The organism is Sulfurivermis fontis, from assembly GCF_004001245.1.
GTDB lineage: Bacteria > Pseudomonadota > Gammaproteobacteria > Thiohalomonadales > Thiohalomonadaceae > Sulfurivermis > Sulfurivermis fontis.
In genome coordinates, this window is sequence record NZ_AP018724.1 from 1,429,652 (window position 1) to 1,445,848 (window position 16,197).

17 protein-coding genes are annotated in these 16,197 nt (G+C 63.9%); 13 read left to right on the forward strand and 4 right to left on the reverse strand.

The genetic code is table 11. From position 1 onward, the window contains the following. The first annotated feature begins 1 nt into the window (after position 1). The 12 genes from EP379_RS07350 to EP379_RS07405 all read left to right on the forward strand — a co-directional run bounded on the left by EP379_RS07350 (position 2) and on the right by EP379_RS07405 (position 9,938). The gene (locus EP379_RS07350) at positions 2 to 1,435 is read left to right on the forward strand and encodes a DegQ family serine endoprotease (RefSeq protein WP_127477189.1); all 1,434 of its coding nucleotides are present in this window, start codon (positions 2 to 4) and stop codon (positions 1,433 to 1,435) included. Further along, on the forward strand, positions 1,432 to 1,680 hold the full coding sequence (locus EP379_RS07355) for a glutaredoxin family protein (protein WP_127477190.1): 249 nt from the start codon (positions 1,432 to 1,434) through the stop codon (positions 1,678 to 1,680). Before EP379_RS07350 ends, EP379_RS07355 begins: the two co-directional genes overlap by 4 nt. Positions 1,681 to 1,802: 122 nt before the next feature. Further along, positions 1,803 to 3,608, forward strand: coding sequence for a translation elongation factor 4 (gene lepA, locus EP379_RS07360; RefSeq protein ID WP_232023992.1), 1,806 nt, complete (start codon positions 1,803 to 1,805; stop codon positions 3,606 to 3,608). A 2-nt stretch (positions 3,609 to 3,610) separates the two neighbouring features. Further along, positions 3,611 to 4,420, forward strand: a complete 810-nt coding sequence (gene lepB / locus EP379_RS07365; RefSeq protein WP_127477192.1) for a signal peptidase I — start codon at positions 3,611 to 3,613, stop codon at positions 4,418 to 4,420. 30 nt (positions 4,421 to 4,450) lie between these two features. Then, on the forward strand, positions 4,451 to 4,819 hold the full coding sequence (locus EP379_RS07370) for a DUF4845 domain-containing protein (protein WP_172600412.1): 369 nt from the start codon (positions 4,451 to 4,453) through the stop codon (positions 4,817 to 4,819). Further along, positions 4,816 to 5,487 (forward strand): ribonuclease III, encoded by a 672-nt coding sequence (rnc, locus tag EP379_RS07375; protein WP_127477194.1) that lies wholly within the window; start codon positions 4,816 to 4,818, stop codon positions 5,485 to 5,487. The genes EP379_RS07370 and rnc overlap by 4 nt, the downstream gene beginning before the upstream one ends. Further along, positions 5,480 to 6,382: a GTPase Era gene (gene era, locus EP379_RS07380; RefSeq protein WP_127477195.1), complete on the forward strand. Its 903-nt coding sequence runs from the start codon at positions 5,480 to 5,482 to the stop codon at positions 6,380 to 6,382. Before rnc ends, era begins: the two co-directional genes overlap by 8 nt. A gap of 12 nt (positions 6,383 to 6,394) precedes the next feature. Beyond that, positions 6,395 to 7,141, forward strand: a complete 747-nt coding sequence (gene recO / locus EP379_RS07385) for a DNA repair protein RecO (RefSeq protein ID WP_127477196.1) — start codon at positions 6,395 to 6,397, stop codon at positions 7,139 to 7,141. Positions 7,142 to 7,145: 4 nt separating this feature from the next. Continuing rightward, a complete protein-coding gene (gene pdxJ, locus EP379_RS07390; RefSeq protein ID WP_232023993.1) occupies positions 7,146 to 7,913 on the forward strand; it encodes a pyridoxine 5'-phosphate synthase in 768 nt (255 codons plus the stop codon). After that, positions 7,910 to 8,290 carry a holo-ACP synthase gene (acpS, locus tag EP379_RS07395; protein ID WP_127477197.1) on the forward strand — a complete coding sequence of 127 codons (381 nt, stop codon included), beginning with the start codon at positions 7,910 to 7,912 and terminating at the stop codon, positions 8,288 to 8,290. The genes pdxJ and acpS overlap by 4 nt, the downstream gene beginning before the upstream one ends. A 27-nt stretch (positions 8,291 to 8,317) precedes the next feature. After that, a complete protein-coding gene (locus EP379_RS07400) occupies positions 8,318 to 8,737 on the forward strand; it encodes a hypothetical protein (protein ID WP_127477198.1) in 420 nt (139 codons plus the stop codon). Between the two features lie 4 nt (positions 8,738 to 8,741). Continuing rightward, positions 8,742 to 9,938, forward strand: coding sequence for an iron-containing alcohol dehydrogenase (locus tag EP379_RS07405; protein WP_127477199.1), 1,197 nt, complete (start codon positions 8,742 to 8,744; stop codon positions 9,936 to 9,938). Positions 9,939 to 9,941: 3 nt separating this feature from the next. Here EP379_RS07405 and EP379_RS07410 read toward each other — a convergent pair whose 3' ends face one another. Then, entirely contained in the window at positions 9,942 to 10,511 is a 570-nt protein-coding gene (locus tag EP379_RS07410; protein WP_127477200.1) for a hypothetical protein, read from the reverse strand. 195 nt (positions 10,512 to 10,706) lie between these two features. On the opposite strand from EP379_RS07410, the gene EP379_RS07415 reads away from it, so the two are divergent. Next, a complete protein-coding gene (locus EP379_RS07415; RefSeq protein ID WP_172600413.1) occupies positions 10,707 to 11,228 on the forward strand; it encodes a pentapeptide repeat-containing protein in 522 nt (173 codons plus the stop codon). Between the two features lie 42 nt (positions 11,229 to 11,270). On the opposite strand, the gene EP379_RS07420 is transcribed toward EP379_RS07415, so the two are convergent. From EP379_RS07420 to EP379_RS07430, 3 genes are all read right to left on the reverse strand, one after another. Further along, positions 11,271 to 12,968, reverse strand: coding sequence for a methyl-accepting chemotaxis protein (locus EP379_RS07420; protein ID WP_127477202.1), 1,698 nt, complete (start codon positions 12,966 to 12,968; stop codon positions 11,271 to 11,273). A 397-nt stretch (positions 12,969 to 13,365) separates the two neighbouring features. Continuing rightward, positions 13,366 to 15,180, reverse strand: coding sequence for a M61 family metallopeptidase (locus EP379_RS07425; protein WP_127477203.1), 1,815 nt, complete (start codon positions 15,178 to 15,180; stop codon positions 13,366 to 13,368). A gap of 109 nt (positions 15,181 to 15,289) precedes the next feature. Continuing rightward, on the reverse strand, positions 15,290 to 16,114 hold the full coding sequence (locus EP379_RS07430) for a secretin N-terminal domain-containing protein (RefSeq protein WP_127477204.1): 825 nt from the start codon (positions 16,112 to 16,114) through the stop codon (positions 15,290 to 15,292). Positions 16,115 to 16,197 lie beyond the last annotated feature (83 nt).

The following is a 16,197-nucleotide window of genomic DNA, read 5'->3' on the forward strand; positions in this document are numbered from 1 at the left end:
CATGACATTATCCAGAATCTCTCTTTCCTGGCTCCTTCTCCTCCTTCTGGTGCTGAGCGGCAGCGCATTGGCGCGGGAACTGCCCGATTTCACCGTGTTGGTGGAAAAGTACGGTCCCGCCGTGGTGAATATCAGCACCAAACAGAAATTGAAGTCGCACCCGGCGCTGCGCCTGCCACGGGGGATGCCGATGCCTGAGTTTCCGGAAGACGGTCCCTGGGGTGACCTGTTTCGCCACTTTTTCGGTAATCCCGGCGAGATGCCGGACCCGCAGGACGAGGAGGATGCCCGTTCACTGGGATCGGGCTTCATCATCGACAGCGAGGGCTACATCCTGACCAACAACCACGTAGTGGACGGAGCTGACGAAATCCTCGTGCGGCTCAACGATCGCCGTGAACTGGTGGCGAAGGTGATTGGTGCCGACAAGCGCAGCGACCTGGCCCTGCTCAAGGTGGAGGCCAGCGGCCTGCCGGTGGTCAAGTTCGGCCAAGGCGACCAGATCAAGGTGGGGGAATGGGTGATGGCCATCGGTTCGCCCTTCGGCTTTGACCATTCGGTATCCGTCGGCGTGGTCAGCGCCCTGGGACGCAGCCTGCCCAGCGAGAGCTATGTCCCCTTCATCCAGACCGACGTGGCCATCAATCCAGGCAATTCCGGCGGTCCGCTGTTCAACCTGGATGGCGAGGTGATCGGCATCAATTCGCAGATCTACAGCCGTACCGGCGGCTTCATGGGGCTTTCCTTTGCCATCCCGGTGGACGTGGCCTTGGATGTGGTGGCCCAGATCAAGGACAAGGGCTATGTCTCGCGCGGCTGGCTGGGGGTACTGATCCAGGATGTGACCCGTGAGCTGGCGGAGTCCTTCGGCATGAAGCGGCCGGCCGGCGCCCTGGTGGCCAAGGTACTCAAGGACGGTCCGGCGGCCAAGGCCGGTATCGCGGTGGGCGATGTGATCATAGAGTTCGGCGGCAAGAACATCGACGCCTCGTCAGACCTGCCGCCGGTGGTGGGACGCAGCCCGGTGGGGGCCGACTCCCGGGTCGTGGTGATCCGTGACGGCAAGCGCAAGACGCTCACCGTGCGGGTGGAGGAGTTGCCCAAAGACGAGGAATTGACCCTGGCCGAGGGCAAGCCGGGTCTGAGCAGCGACAACCGTCTCAATCTGACCGTCACCGACCTGACCGCAGAGCAGCGCAAGGAACTGGGGCTGGAGCAGCGTCACGGCGTGCTGGTACAGGGCGTGGAACCCGGCCCGGCCCAGGAAGCGGGGGTCCGCCGTGGCGATGTCCTGCTGAAGCTGAACAACGTGGATGTGGACAACGTGGCCCATTTCAACAAGCTGGTGCGCGACCTGCCGGCCGGCAAGTCGATTCCGGTGCTGGTGCAGCGTCGCAGCGGTCCGATCTTCCTGGCCCTGCGGCTGCCGAAATGAAGACGCAGCCGGCGCTGACGTTATATCTGCGCTACGGCTGCTCGCTCTGCGACGAGATGCTGGCGGCACTGCGGCCGCTGCAGCAGGAGTTGGGTTTCTACCTCGATATCGTAGAAGTCGAGGAGGAACCGGCACTGGAGCAGCGCTACGGTACCCGGGTGCCGGTGCTGACCTCGCCGCAGGGGGAGTTGTGCCAGTATTTCCTGGATGAGGAACGCGTTCGCCGCTATTTCGCAGCCCTCTGATTTTCTGTACAATTTCGCCCACTTTGGCGCCCGCTGGGCGCCTCTTCGTTTTGTCCACGACTGGACTTATGCCGCGGAGGCCACGGATGGCCGGGAGCGGCGCTTTTAGTGGAAACCCTTCAGTGAGCGACCTCGAGCACATCCGCAATTTTTCCATCATCGCCCATATCGACCACGGCAAATCCACCATTGCCGACCGTTTCATCCAGGTCTGCGGTGGGCTGACCGAGCGCGAGATGGAGGCCCAGGTACTCGACTCCATGGACCTGGAGCGCGAGCGCGGTATCACCATCAAGGCCCAGAGCGTGTCGCTGGACTACAAGGCGCGCAACGGCGAGGTCTATCACCTCAACTTCATCGATACCCCCGGCCATGTCGACTTCTCCTACGAGGTTTCGCGTTCCCTGGCGGCCTGCGAAGGCGCGCTGCTGGTGGTGGATGCCTCCCAGGGCGTCGAGGCGCAGACCGTGGCCAACTGCTACACCGCCATCGATCAGGGACTCGAAGTGATGCCGGTGCTCAACAAGATCGACCTGCCGGCGGCGGACCCGCAGCGGGTGATCGCCGAGATCGAGGAGATCATCGGCATCGAGGCCACGGATGCGGTCAAGGTCAGTGCCAAGACCGGCTTCGGTATCGAGGATCTGCTGGAGCAGTTGGTGGCGAAGATTCCCGCCCCCAAGGGCGACCGTTCCGCCCCCTTGCAGGCGCTGATCATCGACTCCTGGTTCGACAACTACCTGGGCGTCGTGTCCCTGGTGCGCGTGATGCAGGGTACCCTCAAGCCGAAGCAGAAGATCAACATCATGTCCACCGGCCGCAGCTACCAGGTGGACCGCGTCGGCGTGTTCACCCCCAAGATGAAGGATACGGCGGCGCTGGAGGCGGGTGAGGTGGGCTTCATCATCGCCGGTATCAAGGAGATTGACGGGGCGCCGGTGGGCGACACCATTACCCTGGCCGACAACCCGGCGCAGTCACCGCTGCCCGGTTTCCGCCCGGTACAGCCGCGCGTATTCGCCGGCCTGTTCCCGATCAGCGCCGAGGATTATGAGCACCTGCGCGAGGCGCTGGCCAAGTTGCGCCTCAACGACGCCGCGCTGTTCTACGAGCCGGAGACCTCGCAGGCGCTCGGTTTCGGTTTCCGCTGCGGCTTCCTCGGCATGCTGCACATGGAGATCATCCAGGAACGTCTGGAGCGCGAGTATGACCTCGACCTGATCACCACCGCGCCCACCGTGGTGTATGAGGTGGTCACCACCAAGGGCGAGATACTCAAGGTCGACAATCCGGCCAATCTGCCCGAGCCCAACTACATCGCCGAGATCCGCGAGCCGATCATCACCGCCAACATCCTGGTGCCGCAGGATTACCTGGGCAACGTGCTGACCCTGTGCACGGAAAAGCGCGGTGTGCAGAAGAACATGCAGTTCGCCGGCAAGCAGGTGTCGGTCAATTACGAGCTGCCGCTCAACGAGGTGGTGCTCGATTTCTTCGACCGCCTGAAGTCGTGCAGCCGCGGCTTCGCCTCCATGGACTATCACTTCACGCGCTTCCAGGCGGCCAACCTGGTCAAGCTGGACATCTTGATCAATGGCGAGAAGGTCGATGCCCTGGCGGTTATCGTGCATCGCGATCAGGCGCAGGTGCGTGGACGTGAGCTGGCCGAGAAGATGCGGGAGCTGATTCCGCGCCAGATGTTCGATGTGGCGATCCAGGCGGCCATCGGCTCCCATATCATCGCCCGTACCAACGTCAAGGCCATGCGTAAGAACGTCTTGGCCAAGTGCTACGGTGGCGACATCACCCGCAAGCGCAAACTGCTGGAAAAGCAGAAGGCCGGCAAGAAGCGCATGAAGCAGGTCGGTACAGTCGAAATCCCGCAGGAGGCCTTCTTCGCCGTCCTGCATGTAGGCAAAAAGGGTTAAGCATGGATTTCCCCCTGATATTGGTACTGGCCACGGCGATAACCGGTGTCATCTGGTTGCTCGATGCTCTGCTGTGGGCACCGAAGCGGCGGGCGCACAGCGCAGCCGACGCTGTATCCGGCAGCGCCCTGCAGACCGAGACGGAGAAGCCGCCCTATCTGGTCGAACTGTCCCGTTCCTTTTTCCCGGTGATCCTGGTTGTTTTGCTGATCCGCTCCTTTGTGGTCGAGCCGTTCCGTATTCCTTCCGGCTCGATGATGCCCACCCTGCTGGTGGGGGACTTCATTCTGGTGAACAAGTTTGCCTATGGTCTGCGTCTGCCGGTGCTCAATACCCGGATCCTGGAGCTCGGAACGCCGCAGCGCGGCGACATCATCGTGTTCCGGTATCCGGAGGATCCGCGGGTCGATTACATCAAGCGCGTCATCGGCGTACCGGGCGATACGGTGGCCTATCGCAACAAGGTGCTCTACATCAATGGACAGATCGCTCAGCAGCAACCGGAGGGGACCTATGTTGGTACTGGCTCCGGGGCGGTTATGACTGGTGCCAGCGTGCGCCGGGAGAATCTGGCCGGTATCAGCCATCAGATCCTGGTATTACCGGAAGGGTTCGAGCATGGCTTTGAGTATACTGTGGGTCAAGGACAGTATTTCGTCATGGGCGACAATCGCGACAACAGCCGCGACAGCCGCTTCTGGGGCACGGTGCCGGAGGCGAACCTGGTAGGCAAGGCATTCTTCATCTGGATGAACTGGGATTCGGCAGCCGGCCACATCGACTGGAGCCGCATCGGTAATGGTATCGAATAGGGAACAGGAGGCGTGAGGAAGATGACTCGGGTGAAGCAGCGTCAGGCGGGGCTGACTTTGGTGAGCTGGATGGTGATCTTTGTGATCGCCGGTATACTGGCCATGGGCTTCCTCAAGTTGTTCCCGGTGTACATGGAGCATCTCGGTGTGACCTCGTCTCTGGAGTCTCTTTCCACTAATCCCTCCCTGCGCGGCAGCAGTCCAGCGGAGATACGTGACGCCTTGATGAAGCGTATGGAAGTCAATGATGTCAACCGGGTGAAGCGAGATGACATTACCATCGAGCGTGACGGAGCCGTTTACAAAGTAACTGTTGCCTATGAAGTGGTCGTGCCGTTTGTGCACAACATCAGCTTTCTGGTCAGTTTCGAAGACGTCGCGGAGGTCGCAGCGCGTTGAACCTGGATAGGCTCTGCCGCAGTCTCGGCTATACGTTTCGTGATACGAGTCTGCTGGAAACGGCGCTTACCCACCGCAGTGTCGGCAGCCGCAACAACGAGCGTCTGGAGTTTCTTGGCGATGCTGTGCTCAGCTTTGCCATTTCCGCCGAGTTGTACCGGCGTTTTCCCGCCGTCAACGAGGGTACGCTGAGCCGTCTGCGCGCCTCGCTGGTGAAGGGGGACACCCTGGCCCGTATTGCCCTTGACCTCGAGATCGGGGAGTATCTCCACCTCGGTTCCGGTGAGATGAAGAGCGGCGGATTCCGCCGTGAGTCGATCCTGGCAGACGCGCTGGAGGCGATCTTCGGCGCGGTCTATCTCGACAGCGACATCGAACGGGCCCGGCAAGTGATCCTGGCGTTGTATGATGATCGTATCGAGGCCGTACAGCCGGCGGCCAATCTCAAAGACCCCAAGACCCGCCTGCAGGAGTATCTGCAGGCCCGCCGTCTGCCTCTGCCGACCTACAACGTCATTGCGATGGATGGCGAGGCGCACGAGCAGACCTTTACCGTCACCTGCGCTGTCGAAGGACTGGCAGAACCCACCGTCGCCTCCGCCGCGAGCCGCCGCAAGGCCGAGCAGGCGGCGGCAGACCTTGCCTTGCGAGCCCTCGAACATGACTGAAACCGAAGCCTTCCGTTGCGGTTACGTCGCCCTGGTCGGCCGGCCCAATGTCGGTAAATCGACGCTGATGAACCACCTCATCGGCCAGAAGATCAGCATCACCTCCAGCAAGCCGCAGACCACGCGCCATCGCATCATCGGTATCAAGACCGAGGCGGATTATCAGGCCGTCTTCGTCGACACGCCGGGGTTGCACCGGCATGCCAAAAAGGCGGTCAACCGCTACATGAACCGCACGGCCAAGAGCACGCTGGCGGATGTCGATCTGATCATCTTCGTGGTGGAGGCCGGACGCTGGACCGAGGATGACGAGAATGTCCTGCGCCAGCTCCGTACCGTCGCGGTGCCGGTGGTGTTGGCGGTGAACAAGATCGATCACATCAAGGACAAGACCGAGCTGTTGCCGCTGTTGCAGAATCTGGGGCGCAAGATGGATTTTGCCGCGCTGGTGCCGGTGTCGGCCCTGCGCCGCAACAATCTGGAAGAACTGGAAAAGGTGGTGGCCGCGCACCTGCCGGAGAACCCGCCGTTCTATGCCGAAGATCAGATCACCGATCGCAGCTCACGCTTTCTTGCCGCCGAGATCGTGCGCGAGAAACTGATGCGTACCCTGGGTCAGGAGCTGCCGTATGAGCTGACCGTGGAGATCGAGCAGTTCAAGGAGGAGGATGGCCTGCTGAATATCGCTGCCGTGATCTGGATCGAGCGCGACAGCCAGAAGCCCATCGTCATCGGCAAGGGTGGCAGCGTGCTGAAGAAGGTCGGCCAGTTGGCACGCACCGACATGGAGAAGCTGTTCGAGAGCAAGGTGTATCTGCAGTTGTGGGTCAAGGTGAAGGAGGGCTGGTCGGACGACGAGCGCGCCCTCTCCAGCCTGGGCTATACGGAAGATTGACGGTACGCAGCCATGCGGGCCGAGCTGCGCCCTGCCTATGTCCTGCATCGCCAGCCCTACCGCGAAAGCAGCCTGTTGCTGGAGGCCTTCAGCCTCGATGTGGGTCGCGTCGGCCTGGTGGCGCGCGGTGCGCGTAGCGGCAAGGGTGGCAAGGCCGGCCTGTTGCAACCATTCGTGCCCTTGCTCCTGTCCTGGTCGGGACGCGGCGAGCTGGCCACGCTGACCGGTGCGGAGGGCCGTGGCGGTCTGGCGCCCTTGACCGGCACTGCCCTGATCAGCGCCTTCTATCTCAACGAACTGCTGCTGCGTCTGCTGCAACGCCACGATCCACACGAAGAGTTGTTTCATGCCTACGAACTGGCCCTGCAGCGTCTGGCCGCCGTGCCACAGCAGCCGGAGTGGACGTTGCGCCTGTTCGAGAAGGCCTTGCTGCAGGAGCTGGGCTATGGCCTGCTGCTGGAGCACGAGGCGCATAGTGGCAGTGCGATTCAACCGGAACGGCGCTATTGCTACCATGTGCAGCAGGGGCCGTTGCCCGCCGACGCTGCGATGCAAGCAGGACCTGTGCTGCACGGTGCCACCCTGTTGGCGCTGGCGGCAGAGCAGGGGGCCGATGAGCGCGTGCTGGTCGAGGCCAAGACCCTGATGCGCACCATTCTGGCCCAGTATCTGGGCGCGCGGCCGCTGCGCAGTCGTGAACTTTTTCGCCAGACCTATGCCGGCCGGGCCACGCCGCCCGCGGCAGACCACGAGGACTAGAGCCGTGAATCCGTTGCATGAAATCCTGCTCGGCGTGAATATCGACCACGTCGCCACCCTGCGCCAGCAGCGCGGCACCCGTTATCCCGATCCCATCCAGGCCGCCATCGAGGCCGAGCAGGCCGGTGCCGACAGCATCACCCTGCACCTGCGCGAGGATCGCCGCCATATCCAGGACCGCGACGTGGAGATGCTGGCCGGCATTCTGCAGACGCGCATGAATCTGGAGATGGCGGTGACCGAGGAAATGCTCGCCATCGCCGAGCGCATCAAGCCGGCAGACTGCTGCCTGGTGCCGGAGCGCCGCGAGGAGCTGACCACCGAGGGCGGTCTCGATGTCGCCGGACAGAAGGAGCGCATCCGCGAGGCCTGCCAGCGCCTGGCCGATGCCGGAGTGCGCGTATCGCTGTTCATCGACGCCGATCCGCGCCAGGTGGAAGCCGCCGCTGCCTGTGGTGCGCCGTGCATCGAAATCCATACCGGCCACTATGCCGATCTGAGCGAGCGCGATGCCGTGGCGGCCGAATTGGCGCGCATCGAGCGTGCCGTGGCCATCGGCCAGCAGGTCGGCCTGCGCGTCAATGCGGGCCACGGCCTGCACTACCACAACGTCGCGCCCATCGCCCGCATGACCGGCATCCATGAACTCAACATCGGCCACGCCATCGTGGCCCGCGCCCTGTTCACCGGCTTCCAGGGCGCGGTGGCCGAGATGAAACGGCTGATGGTGGAGGAGCGCCGGCAGGCGCTGGCCGCGGCATTGCGCGGATGATCTACGGCATCGGCACCGATATCGTCGCGGTGGCGCGCATGGGCCGCGCCCTGCAGCGTCATGGCGCGCGCTTTGCCGAGCGTATCCTGGGCGCGGCGGAGCTGGCTGATTTTCAGGTCGCCGTTCATCCGGCCCGTTTCCTCGCCAAGCGGTTTGCCGCCAAGGAGGCCGCCTCCAAGGCCCTGGGAACCGGTTTCAGCCAGGGATTGTCGCTGCACGACATCTGTGTGGCCCACGATGCCGCAGGCAAGCCCATGCTGCACTTCAGCGGCCGCGCCCTCGACTTGCTCGAAGCCCGCGGCATCGGCGAACACTTTCTCAGCCTGGCCGATGAGCATGATTACGCCATCGCCTATGTCACCTTGTTGCGGCGCTAGGTCCGCGCAAGACAGGAGCAACATTCCATGCTGGAGTACGTCTTTTTCGACACCGGGGTACGTGAGCGCTTCGTGGAGTTTCTGCGCGGTCATGGCGTCGAGGCCGAACTGTCCGAAGCCGATGGCTTCATCGCGGCGATCCCGGAAGACATCGACGATGAACTGTCGGATCGCATCGATGAGGTGTATGACCGCCTGCTGCAGGACGACGCGGATTTGCTGGAGAGCAGCGAGGGCGGCCTGGAGAAACACGCTGCCGGTGTACGCGTGCTGCTTTCCGACGGCACGCCCTGCATGGTGCGCCTGGCTCCGGAGTTGTTGGCGCGGCTGCTAGGCTGCATCACCCTGGAGGAACTGCGCGACATGGTGCAGGAGATTGCGCTGCAGGTGGAGGACCCGGACGATCTGCCGGTGTGTCACACCCGCGAACGCAAGACCGGCCAGTGACGCCATGAACCTGTCCGCCTTCAGCATCACCGCCTTGCCGCGTCTGGTCTTCGGTGCCGGCCGCCTGGCGGAGTTGCCGCAGTTGATCAGTGAATTCGGACAGCATGTGCTGCTGGTCACCGGGGGCCGCTCGTTCCGCCAGTCCGTGCGCTGGACGGCGTTGGTGCAGGCGCTGGAGCAGCGCGCCATCACACATGACAGCTTTGTCGTCGCTGGCGAGCCGTCGCCGGAAATGGTGGATGCCGCGGTGCGCCAGTTCCACGGCGCCGGTATCGCGGTACTGATCGGCATCGGCGGCGGCAGCGTGCTCGATGCGGCCAAGGCCATCGCCGGGCTGCTGCCAAGCGGCAACTCCGTGCTCGATCATCTGGAGGATGTCGGGCGCGGCATCCCGTACACCGGCCCTTCGCTGCCGTTCATCGCCGTGCCCACCACGGCCGGCACCGGCAGCGAGGCGACCAAGAATGCCGTGCTCAGCCGTCGTGGCCCCGACGGCTTCAAGAAGTCCTTTCGTCATGACACGCTGATGGCGCGGGTCGCGCTTGTTGATCCGGAACTGCTGGCCGGCTGTCCGCGCCATCTGATGGCGGCGCAGGGGATGGACGCCTTCACCCAGTTGCTGGAGTCCTATGTTTCCCTGCGCGCCAATCCCTACACCGACGCATTGGCGTGGAGCGGGCTGGAGGCGGTGGCCGGCGGTTTTTGGGCGGCGGTGGAGGGCGGGGATGCCGAGGAGGCCGCCGCGGGGCGCGCCGCCATGGCCTATGCCGCCCTGCTGTCCGGCATCACCCTGGCCCAGGTAGGCCTCGGTTCGGTGCACGGTCTGGCGCAGCCGCTCGGCTCGCTGTTCCCGGTGCCGCATGGCGTCGCCTGCGGCACCATGGTGGCTGACGCCACCGCCATCAACGTGCAGGCTCTGGGCGAACGCGCGCCGCAGTCGCCGGCCCTGGCCAAATACGCCCGTGTCGGGCGCTTGCTGAGCGGGGAGGCGGGATTGTCCGATGTCGCGGCGCGGCAGGCCCTGGTGGTGACGCTGAAATCCTGGTGTGCGCGCCTGGAGTTGCCGCGCCTCGGCCACTTCGGCATTACCGCAGACGACATTCCGGCCATCGTCGCCGCCTCGCGCAACAACAGCATGAAGAGCAATCCGATCGTGCTGACGGATGAGGAGATCGCCGCCATCGTGCGGCAGCGGCTGTAGCGGCTAGTCCTGGCGGAAATAGAAATACTGCCAGTCGAATCCGCTGACCTGGCGCAGTGCGGTCAGCAACTCCTCCGACGGCACCGCCTCGCCCTCGAACACACCCCAGATGCGCAGGAAGAAGCGGCCGAACCCCGCGCACTGACGCCAGCGCAGTCGCGGTATCGCATACTCCATGCCGCACAGCGGGCAGTGCCATGACTGCTCCGGTTGTGCCTGCCACTGCTGTACCAGCGTTGTCCAGCTTTCCACCCGAAAGCCGCAGCCGGGGCAGCGCGGCGCCTTCACATTGCTGCCGCCGACGAAGTGCGCCGCCTCATAGGGGCCTTCCAGCTGCATATGGCAGAACTCGTCGCCGGTTACACCCGGCTCCCCCAATGCCACCACCGGCGAGCAGCCGAGAAAGGTCAGCAACTGCAGGAAGCGTGTGCCGGGCCGGTAGTGCTGCTGCCCGTTGAAGGAGAGTGGCGCGCCGATGAAATCCATCTGCTCCAGACGATAGAGCAGGTCGCGCTTGCTGGCAGGGCTGTCGCCCGCTTGTGCTGGCAGCAGGATGAGCTGATTGTCGGCCATGGGATAGTGGGTTGTTCCGGTGCGGCTGCTGAGTATAGCTATAACAGGGGATAAATTGAGATAACGCAATTTAACCAGCGGTTCGACGCCGTTTGGTGCCGAGTTGCTTGCATCGTATTCCGTGAGCCGTTAGATAGGTCTATGCCGACACCACACGGCATAGCGACCATATACAAAAATACGGAGGAGTTCACCATGTTCAAACGCACGACGGCGCTCGCCGGCGGCATCTTCTGCCTGTTGGGCCTGGCCTACACCGGCATGGCGGCAGCGTGGAGCGACCAGCTCGACGACGCCAAAATGACCACCACCTGCGAACCCGTGCCGCATGCCCAGTGTTCATGGGCACGCATGCACGGTGCCAAATGGGCGGGCCGCGACATCAGCGACGGTGCCATGCAGGCGATCCGCCTCGATGGCGCCGACTTGAGCCGGGCCAATCTGGCGCGTGCCAATTTTCAGGTGGCCAATCTGTCACAGGCCAACCTGATGATGGCCAATCTGGAAGATGCCCACATGCACGCCACCAACCTGCAGCAGGCCAACCTGATGCTGGCGAACCTGGCCGGGGTGAATCTGCTGGACGCCGATCTGCGCGGCGCCAACCTGCGCGGTGCCAAGCTGCAGAACGCAATCCTGATCGCCGCCAAGCTGGACGGCGCGACCTGGGTGGATGGCCGGGTGTGCGCGGCCGGTTCGGTCGGGGAGTGTCGTTGACCTCTGCCTGCCATCACCCGTTCGGGTGATGGCAGGCGAGGGCTAATGTGCGGTCACGACGCGCTGTTCCAGGGCGTCGAGCAGGCCGACGATCTGTTGTGACAGCGTGTCGATACGCAGCGACAGCTGTCTGGCTTCGTCCATGCGGCCTTCCTGCTTGAGGCGAACGATGTCGCGTATGGTGCCATGCAGTTCCGCATGGGGCTGCTCGATGGTGCGGAACTCGGCCAGGCTGCCGTATTTCTCGCGCCCCGGGCCGTAGTACCACTTGCCCAGCAGACAGTCCTGGTGGGACACCGCCTGGCTTTGCGTCAGGACCGCCTTGCCAGCGAGGAAGTCAGCGACGCGGACTTTCCAGGCCAGATGGGCCTGACGCGCGGCATCGAAGTCGAAACCTCGTGTCGACGCGCTCTGGAAGCGTCCCACCGATTGGCGCAGCCCCTCGGCAAGTCGGACCAGTTCGCGGCCGTATTCGGCGGTCTGATTTGCCGCTTCCGCTGTCCTCTCGGACGCGGTGTTCACCGTTGCCAGGTTCTGGCTCATGGTCTCGGCCACCGTGCTCTGCTGTTCGGTGGCCACGGCGATCTGCGCCGTCATGTCGCGGATTTCCGCAACTGCCGCTGTGACCGTGCCAATCGCGGTCTGCGCCTGCTCGGCCGATGCGACGTTCTGGTTCATGTCCCTGCGGCTGTCACGCATGATGGCGGCGACCTCGCGGGCGCCCTGCTGCAGTTGTTCGATAATCGTCTGGATTTCCCGGGTCGAATCCTGGGTGCGTTGTGCCAACACTCGCACCTCGTCGGCGACGACGGCGAAGCCGCGTCCCTGTTCACCTGCACGCGCCGCCTCGATGGCGGCATTGAGGGCGAGCAGGTTGGTCTGACCGGCGATACCGCCGATGACGTCGAGCACCACACCGACGTTATTGCTCTCCTGCTCCAGCCGCGCCATGACCGTGGCGGCGCGCTCGATGGTGGCGGCCAGATTGCGGCTGGATTCCAGATTGTGCTGCATCATGCGTTGTCCCGTGGCTGCCGCCTCATCTGCCAGTTGGGCGGACTCCGCGGTGCGGTGGGCATTACCGGCCACCTCCTGGATCGACATCGCCATCTGGTGCATGGCGGTGGCGATCTGATCGATTTCGCGCTGCTGCACCTGAATATGGCCGGAGCTTTCGTCAATGACGGTCGCGAGCTGGCGCGTTTCCGCCTCCATCCTGGCGCTGACGTGCACCACCTCATCCACCACCGACTGCATCTTGTCGGCAAAGCGGTTGTAGCTGTCGGCGGCCTGGGCGGCTTCGTTGTTGCCGCGCGCAGGAATGCGGAGCGACAGATCGCCGTCGCCGCTGCCGACACGCTGCAGGGCATTCACCACTGAATGGACCGGCGTACTGACGGCACGGCTGATCAGTGCGATGAGTACCAGCGTAAACAGCCCGGCGGCCGCCAGTACCACCAGCAGGGTGGCGGCAGCCGCATCTACCCGGTTATCGATCACCTGGCGCATTTGGGTGGCGATGCTCTGCGCCTGCTGTCTGAGCTGCGGCTCCGGTTGCGCAGCGAGTACGGTTGGCAGTCCCTCGAATTGTTGCAGCAGTATTTCCTGTTGCTGGTCGGCAAGGTGCTGCTTCAGACGGTTCGTGACGTCCGCCCCGGCCAGTAGCACGAGGATGGCGAGCGCCAGGGCGCTCCCCATCTGGAGATAGTACTTTTGCTTGATCGTCAGATTGGTAATCATGGCGGCGGGCCCCGGTGCGGACGATCAGACTTCGCTGCGGCCGATGCGGACATAGGCGTACAGACCGATGGCGCTGGAGAGCAGCAGAACGGAAAGCACCACGGACAATACGGGCGAGAATTCGATGGCGAACAGCATGTTCATGATTATTCCTCCGTGAAACTGAGATTACAGTGGGAACGTTACGGCAATCTTTCCGCCGGTGTGTCTGGCGGCACCTGGGGTGGGACAGGCGGAAGATCGCATCGTGCGCGTGCCGGCGACAGGTCACGCGGCAGCGCTGAAGACAGGGAAGCGGGCCGTGGTCCGTGCGACATGGTGCAAATCTCCTGAGACGGGGGGCTGAGAAGTCCAGGATGGACTGATTAAAACCTTATAGAATGCGCGTCTATTTCTGTCAAGCGAAGTGCGATTGGCTCAGCCAGGCATCACGTCGCTGCTGCTGGGCTGCATCGGGCGCCTCCCTGTCCAGCAGATAGCAGGTGTCGGCCGGTGCCGGCTGCAACACGACTGTGAATTCCATCAGTTCATCGCGGCGGAAGGCGTGCAACTGCACGGTTTCATCATTGCCGTAACTGGCAATGACCTTGTCCAGGCTGTCGGCGCTCACGCGCAGGCCGTTGACCGCAATGACGATATCGCCGGCGGCAAGCCCCGCCTGCTGGGCGGCGCCGCCGTCGTACACGTTGAGCAGTTTGGCGCCCAGCGCATCGTCGCCGCTGCGTACGCCGAGTACGCTGCGCGGCGTTGCGTTCCTGCTGCCGGGCTTGCCGCCCTTGTCAGCGCTGCCTTCGGCCGGGCGCAGGTGGTAGTCGATGCCGCAGGTGGCGAGCAGATCGGCCAGCGGGAGATCGTCGGTGCCGCGCAGTGCCTGCTGGAAGAATTCCGACAGATCGACACCGGCGACCTCAGCGATCAACTGCTCCAGCCCTTCCGCCGTCACACCCTGCACGCCAAGGCGCTGCCACAAGGTACGCATCACGTCGTCCAGGGAGATGCTGCCGTCGCCTATGTTGCGCAGGGTGAGGTCCAGCGCCAGTGCGACGAGGCTGCCCTTGGTGTAGTAGCTCACCACCGCGTTGGGGGCGTTTTCGTCCTGCTTGTAGAACTTGGTCCAGGCGTCGAAGCTGGAATCGGCCACCGACTGCTTGAGGCGGCCGCTGCCGCGCAGCACGCGGGTAACGGTCTGGCCGAGCAGTTCGAGATAACTGTCGCGGGCTATGAGTCCGGTGCGCACCAGGGCGAGGTCATCGTAATAGGAGGTGACGCCCTCGAAGAACCACAGCAGCGGCGTGTGCACCTCGCGGCTGAGGTCGTAGGGTTGGAACACCACCGGCTTGATGCGCTTGACGTTCCAGGTGTGGAAATATTCGTGGCTGCACAGGCCGAGGAAGCTGCGGTAGCCCTCGCTCATTTCGTCCTGTCCTGCACGCGGCAGGTCGTCGCGGCTGCACAGCAGGCTGGTGGAGCTGCGGTGTTCCAGGCCGCCGTAGCCGTCGCCGGTGATCATCACCTGGAACAGGTAGCGCGACATCGGTGCCGGCTCGCCGAACAGGCGGATGTGATATTCGCATACCGTCTTCAGGTCGCGCGCCAGGCGTTCGGTATCGGCACGGTGGCGCCCGGTGAGGGTCATGGCATGGGGCACGCCGCAGGCCTCGAACTCGATGACATCGAAGCGGCCCATCTCCACCGGATGATCGATCAGCTCGTCGTAGTCGGCCGCCTGATAGCCGCCGAAGCCCCACAGCGCCGCATCGGCCGGGGGCAGGGTGGTGGCGACGCGCCAGTCACGGTACGCGCTACCCGCAGGGGGCAGGATATCCACGCTGCACGGCTGTTCATCCTGGCCATGCACGCGCAGGAACACGCTGGTGCCGTTGAAATAGCCATGGGTGGTGTCGAGGTGCGCGCTGCGCACCGACAGGTCCCAGGCATACACCTCGTAGCGGACCTCCAGCGGGCCGGCGCACGGTGCGCAGCGCCAGGTCTGCTTGTCCAGCTTGGTCAGCGCGATGTCCGCACCGTTGCAGCGCGCCTTGATCCAGACGATGTTCCTGGCGAAGTCGCGGATCATGTAGCTGCCGGGGATCCAGGCCGGCAGCGACAGCACCTGACCGTCGGCAGCGGGTTGCTGCACGGTGAGGGTGATCTCGAACAGATGGGCCTCGGGCGAGGCGGGCGTGATGCGGTAGTGGATGGCGTGGCTCATGTGCGGATTCGATGGCGGTTTTGTGCAGGAGCGAATCGCATTCGCGACCGGGTGCGGTCCGCGGGCGGGTACATCATCGCGAATGCGATTCGCTCCTACGGGTGGAATGTCATTCGACAGTATCGATACGGATATAGGTGCGCAGGCGCTGCACGTCGCGCTCTTTGGTGGAATGGGTGATGCCGCGGCTGCTGCCTTCGCGCTCCTCGACCACTCCGCCCAGCTCGATCCATTCGCCGACACGACCGCTGACGGTGGTGATCAGGCTGGCGGTTTCGATGGCGCCGCCGCCAGTGGCGGCGGGGCGGGCGCGGAAGGGACGCACATCGATGGTGACGCGCTCGCCGCTCAGGCGCGGCCGCACCTCGAAGCCGCTGGAGACAGCGCGATACTCGATGCTTTCCTGCACCACCACGCCGCCGCCGGACGGCGTCACGCTGCGCTGCGGCACCGGCATGTCCAGGCCGCTCTGGATGCGTGCCCACTGGCCCTCCAGCACACGCAGGCGCTGATCGCCGCTGCCGTCGTTGCGTCGATCGGTGCCGTAGAGGCGCACGCGCGGCGGGCCGTCGTCGCCGACCACTACCTTGCCGCTGTCGCCGCCGACGGCACCGCGCGCCGCGATGCCCCGACGTTCCTGCTCGGTCAGCTCGCCGCGCCGCACTGTGATCAGCAGGTTGCGCAGCGCCGCATCCAGCTCCCCCACCAGCTGCGCGATCTCCTGCAGGTTCTCCGGGGTGCTACGCACGATCAGCGTGTAGCCGGTGCCACTGATGCCGCCACGCGGGTCCACCATCGGGCGCAGGATGGTGATCATCTCCGCCGCTTCGCGGTTGTGCAGCTGGAAGGTGCGCACCTCCGTCTGCGCAAAGGCGGTGGAGGCGAACAACAGCGCGAGCAACAAGACAAGAAAGCGCATGCCATAGGTACTCATGGTTCTTACTGCGAGGTTGTCCCTGTTCAGTAACGTGTAGCTTGCAACTTGTGACTTGTGGAAGGTCTGAATAAGTCCATCCT

Excerpts from the sequence above, each read along its gene's own strand:
- EP379_RS07350 (WP_127477189.1), top strand. The coding sequence starts at position 2 with ATGACATTATCCAGAATCTCTCTTTCCTGGCTCCTTCTCCTCCTTCTG.
- EP379_RS07355 (WP_127477190.1), top strand. The coding sequence starts at position 1,432 with ATGAAGACGCAGCCGGCGCTGACGTTATATCTGCGCTACGGCTGCTCG.
- lepB (WP_127477192.1), top strand. The coding sequence starts at position 3,611 with ATGGATTTCCCCCTGATATTGGTACTGGCCACGGCGATAACCGGTGTC.
- era (WP_127477195.1), top strand. The coding sequence starts at position 5,480 with ATGACTGAAACCGAAGCCTTCCGTTGCGGTTACGTCGCCCTGGTCGGC.
- recO (WP_127477196.1), top strand. The coding sequence starts at position 6,395 with ATGCGGGCCGAGCTGCGCCCTGCCTATGTCCTGCATCGCCAGCCCTAC.
- acpS (WP_127477197.1), top strand. The coding sequence starts at position 7,910 with ATGATCTACGGCATCGGCACCGATATCGTCGCGGTGGCGCGCATGGGC.
- EP379_RS07400 (WP_127477198.1), top strand. The coding sequence starts at position 8,318 with ATGCTGGAGTACGTCTTTTTCGACACCGGGGTACGTGAGCGCTTCGTG.
- EP379_RS07405 (WP_127477199.1), top strand. The coding sequence starts at position 8,742 with ATGAACCTGTCCGCCTTCAGCATCACCGCCTTGCCGCGTCTGGTCTTC.
- EP379_RS07410 (WP_127477200.1), bottom strand. The coding sequence starts at position 10,511 with ATGGCCGACAATCAGCTCATCCTGCTGCCAGCACAAGCGGGCGACAGC.
- EP379_RS07415 (WP_172600413.1), top strand. The coding sequence starts at position 10,707 with ATGTTCAAACGCACGACGGCGCTCGCCGGCGGCATCTTCTGCCTGTTG.
- EP379_RS07420 (WP_127477202.1), bottom strand. The coding sequence starts at position 12,968 with ATGATTACCAATCTGACGATCAAGCAAAAGTACTATCTCCAGATGGGG.
- EP379_RS07425 (WP_127477203.1), bottom strand. The coding sequence starts at position 15,180 with ATGAGCCACGCCATCCACTACCGCATCACGCCCGCCTCGCCCGAGGCC.
- EP379_RS07430 (WP_127477204.1), bottom strand. The coding sequence starts at position 16,114 with ATGAGTACCTATGGCATGCGCTTTCTTGTCTTGTTGCTCGCGCTGTTG.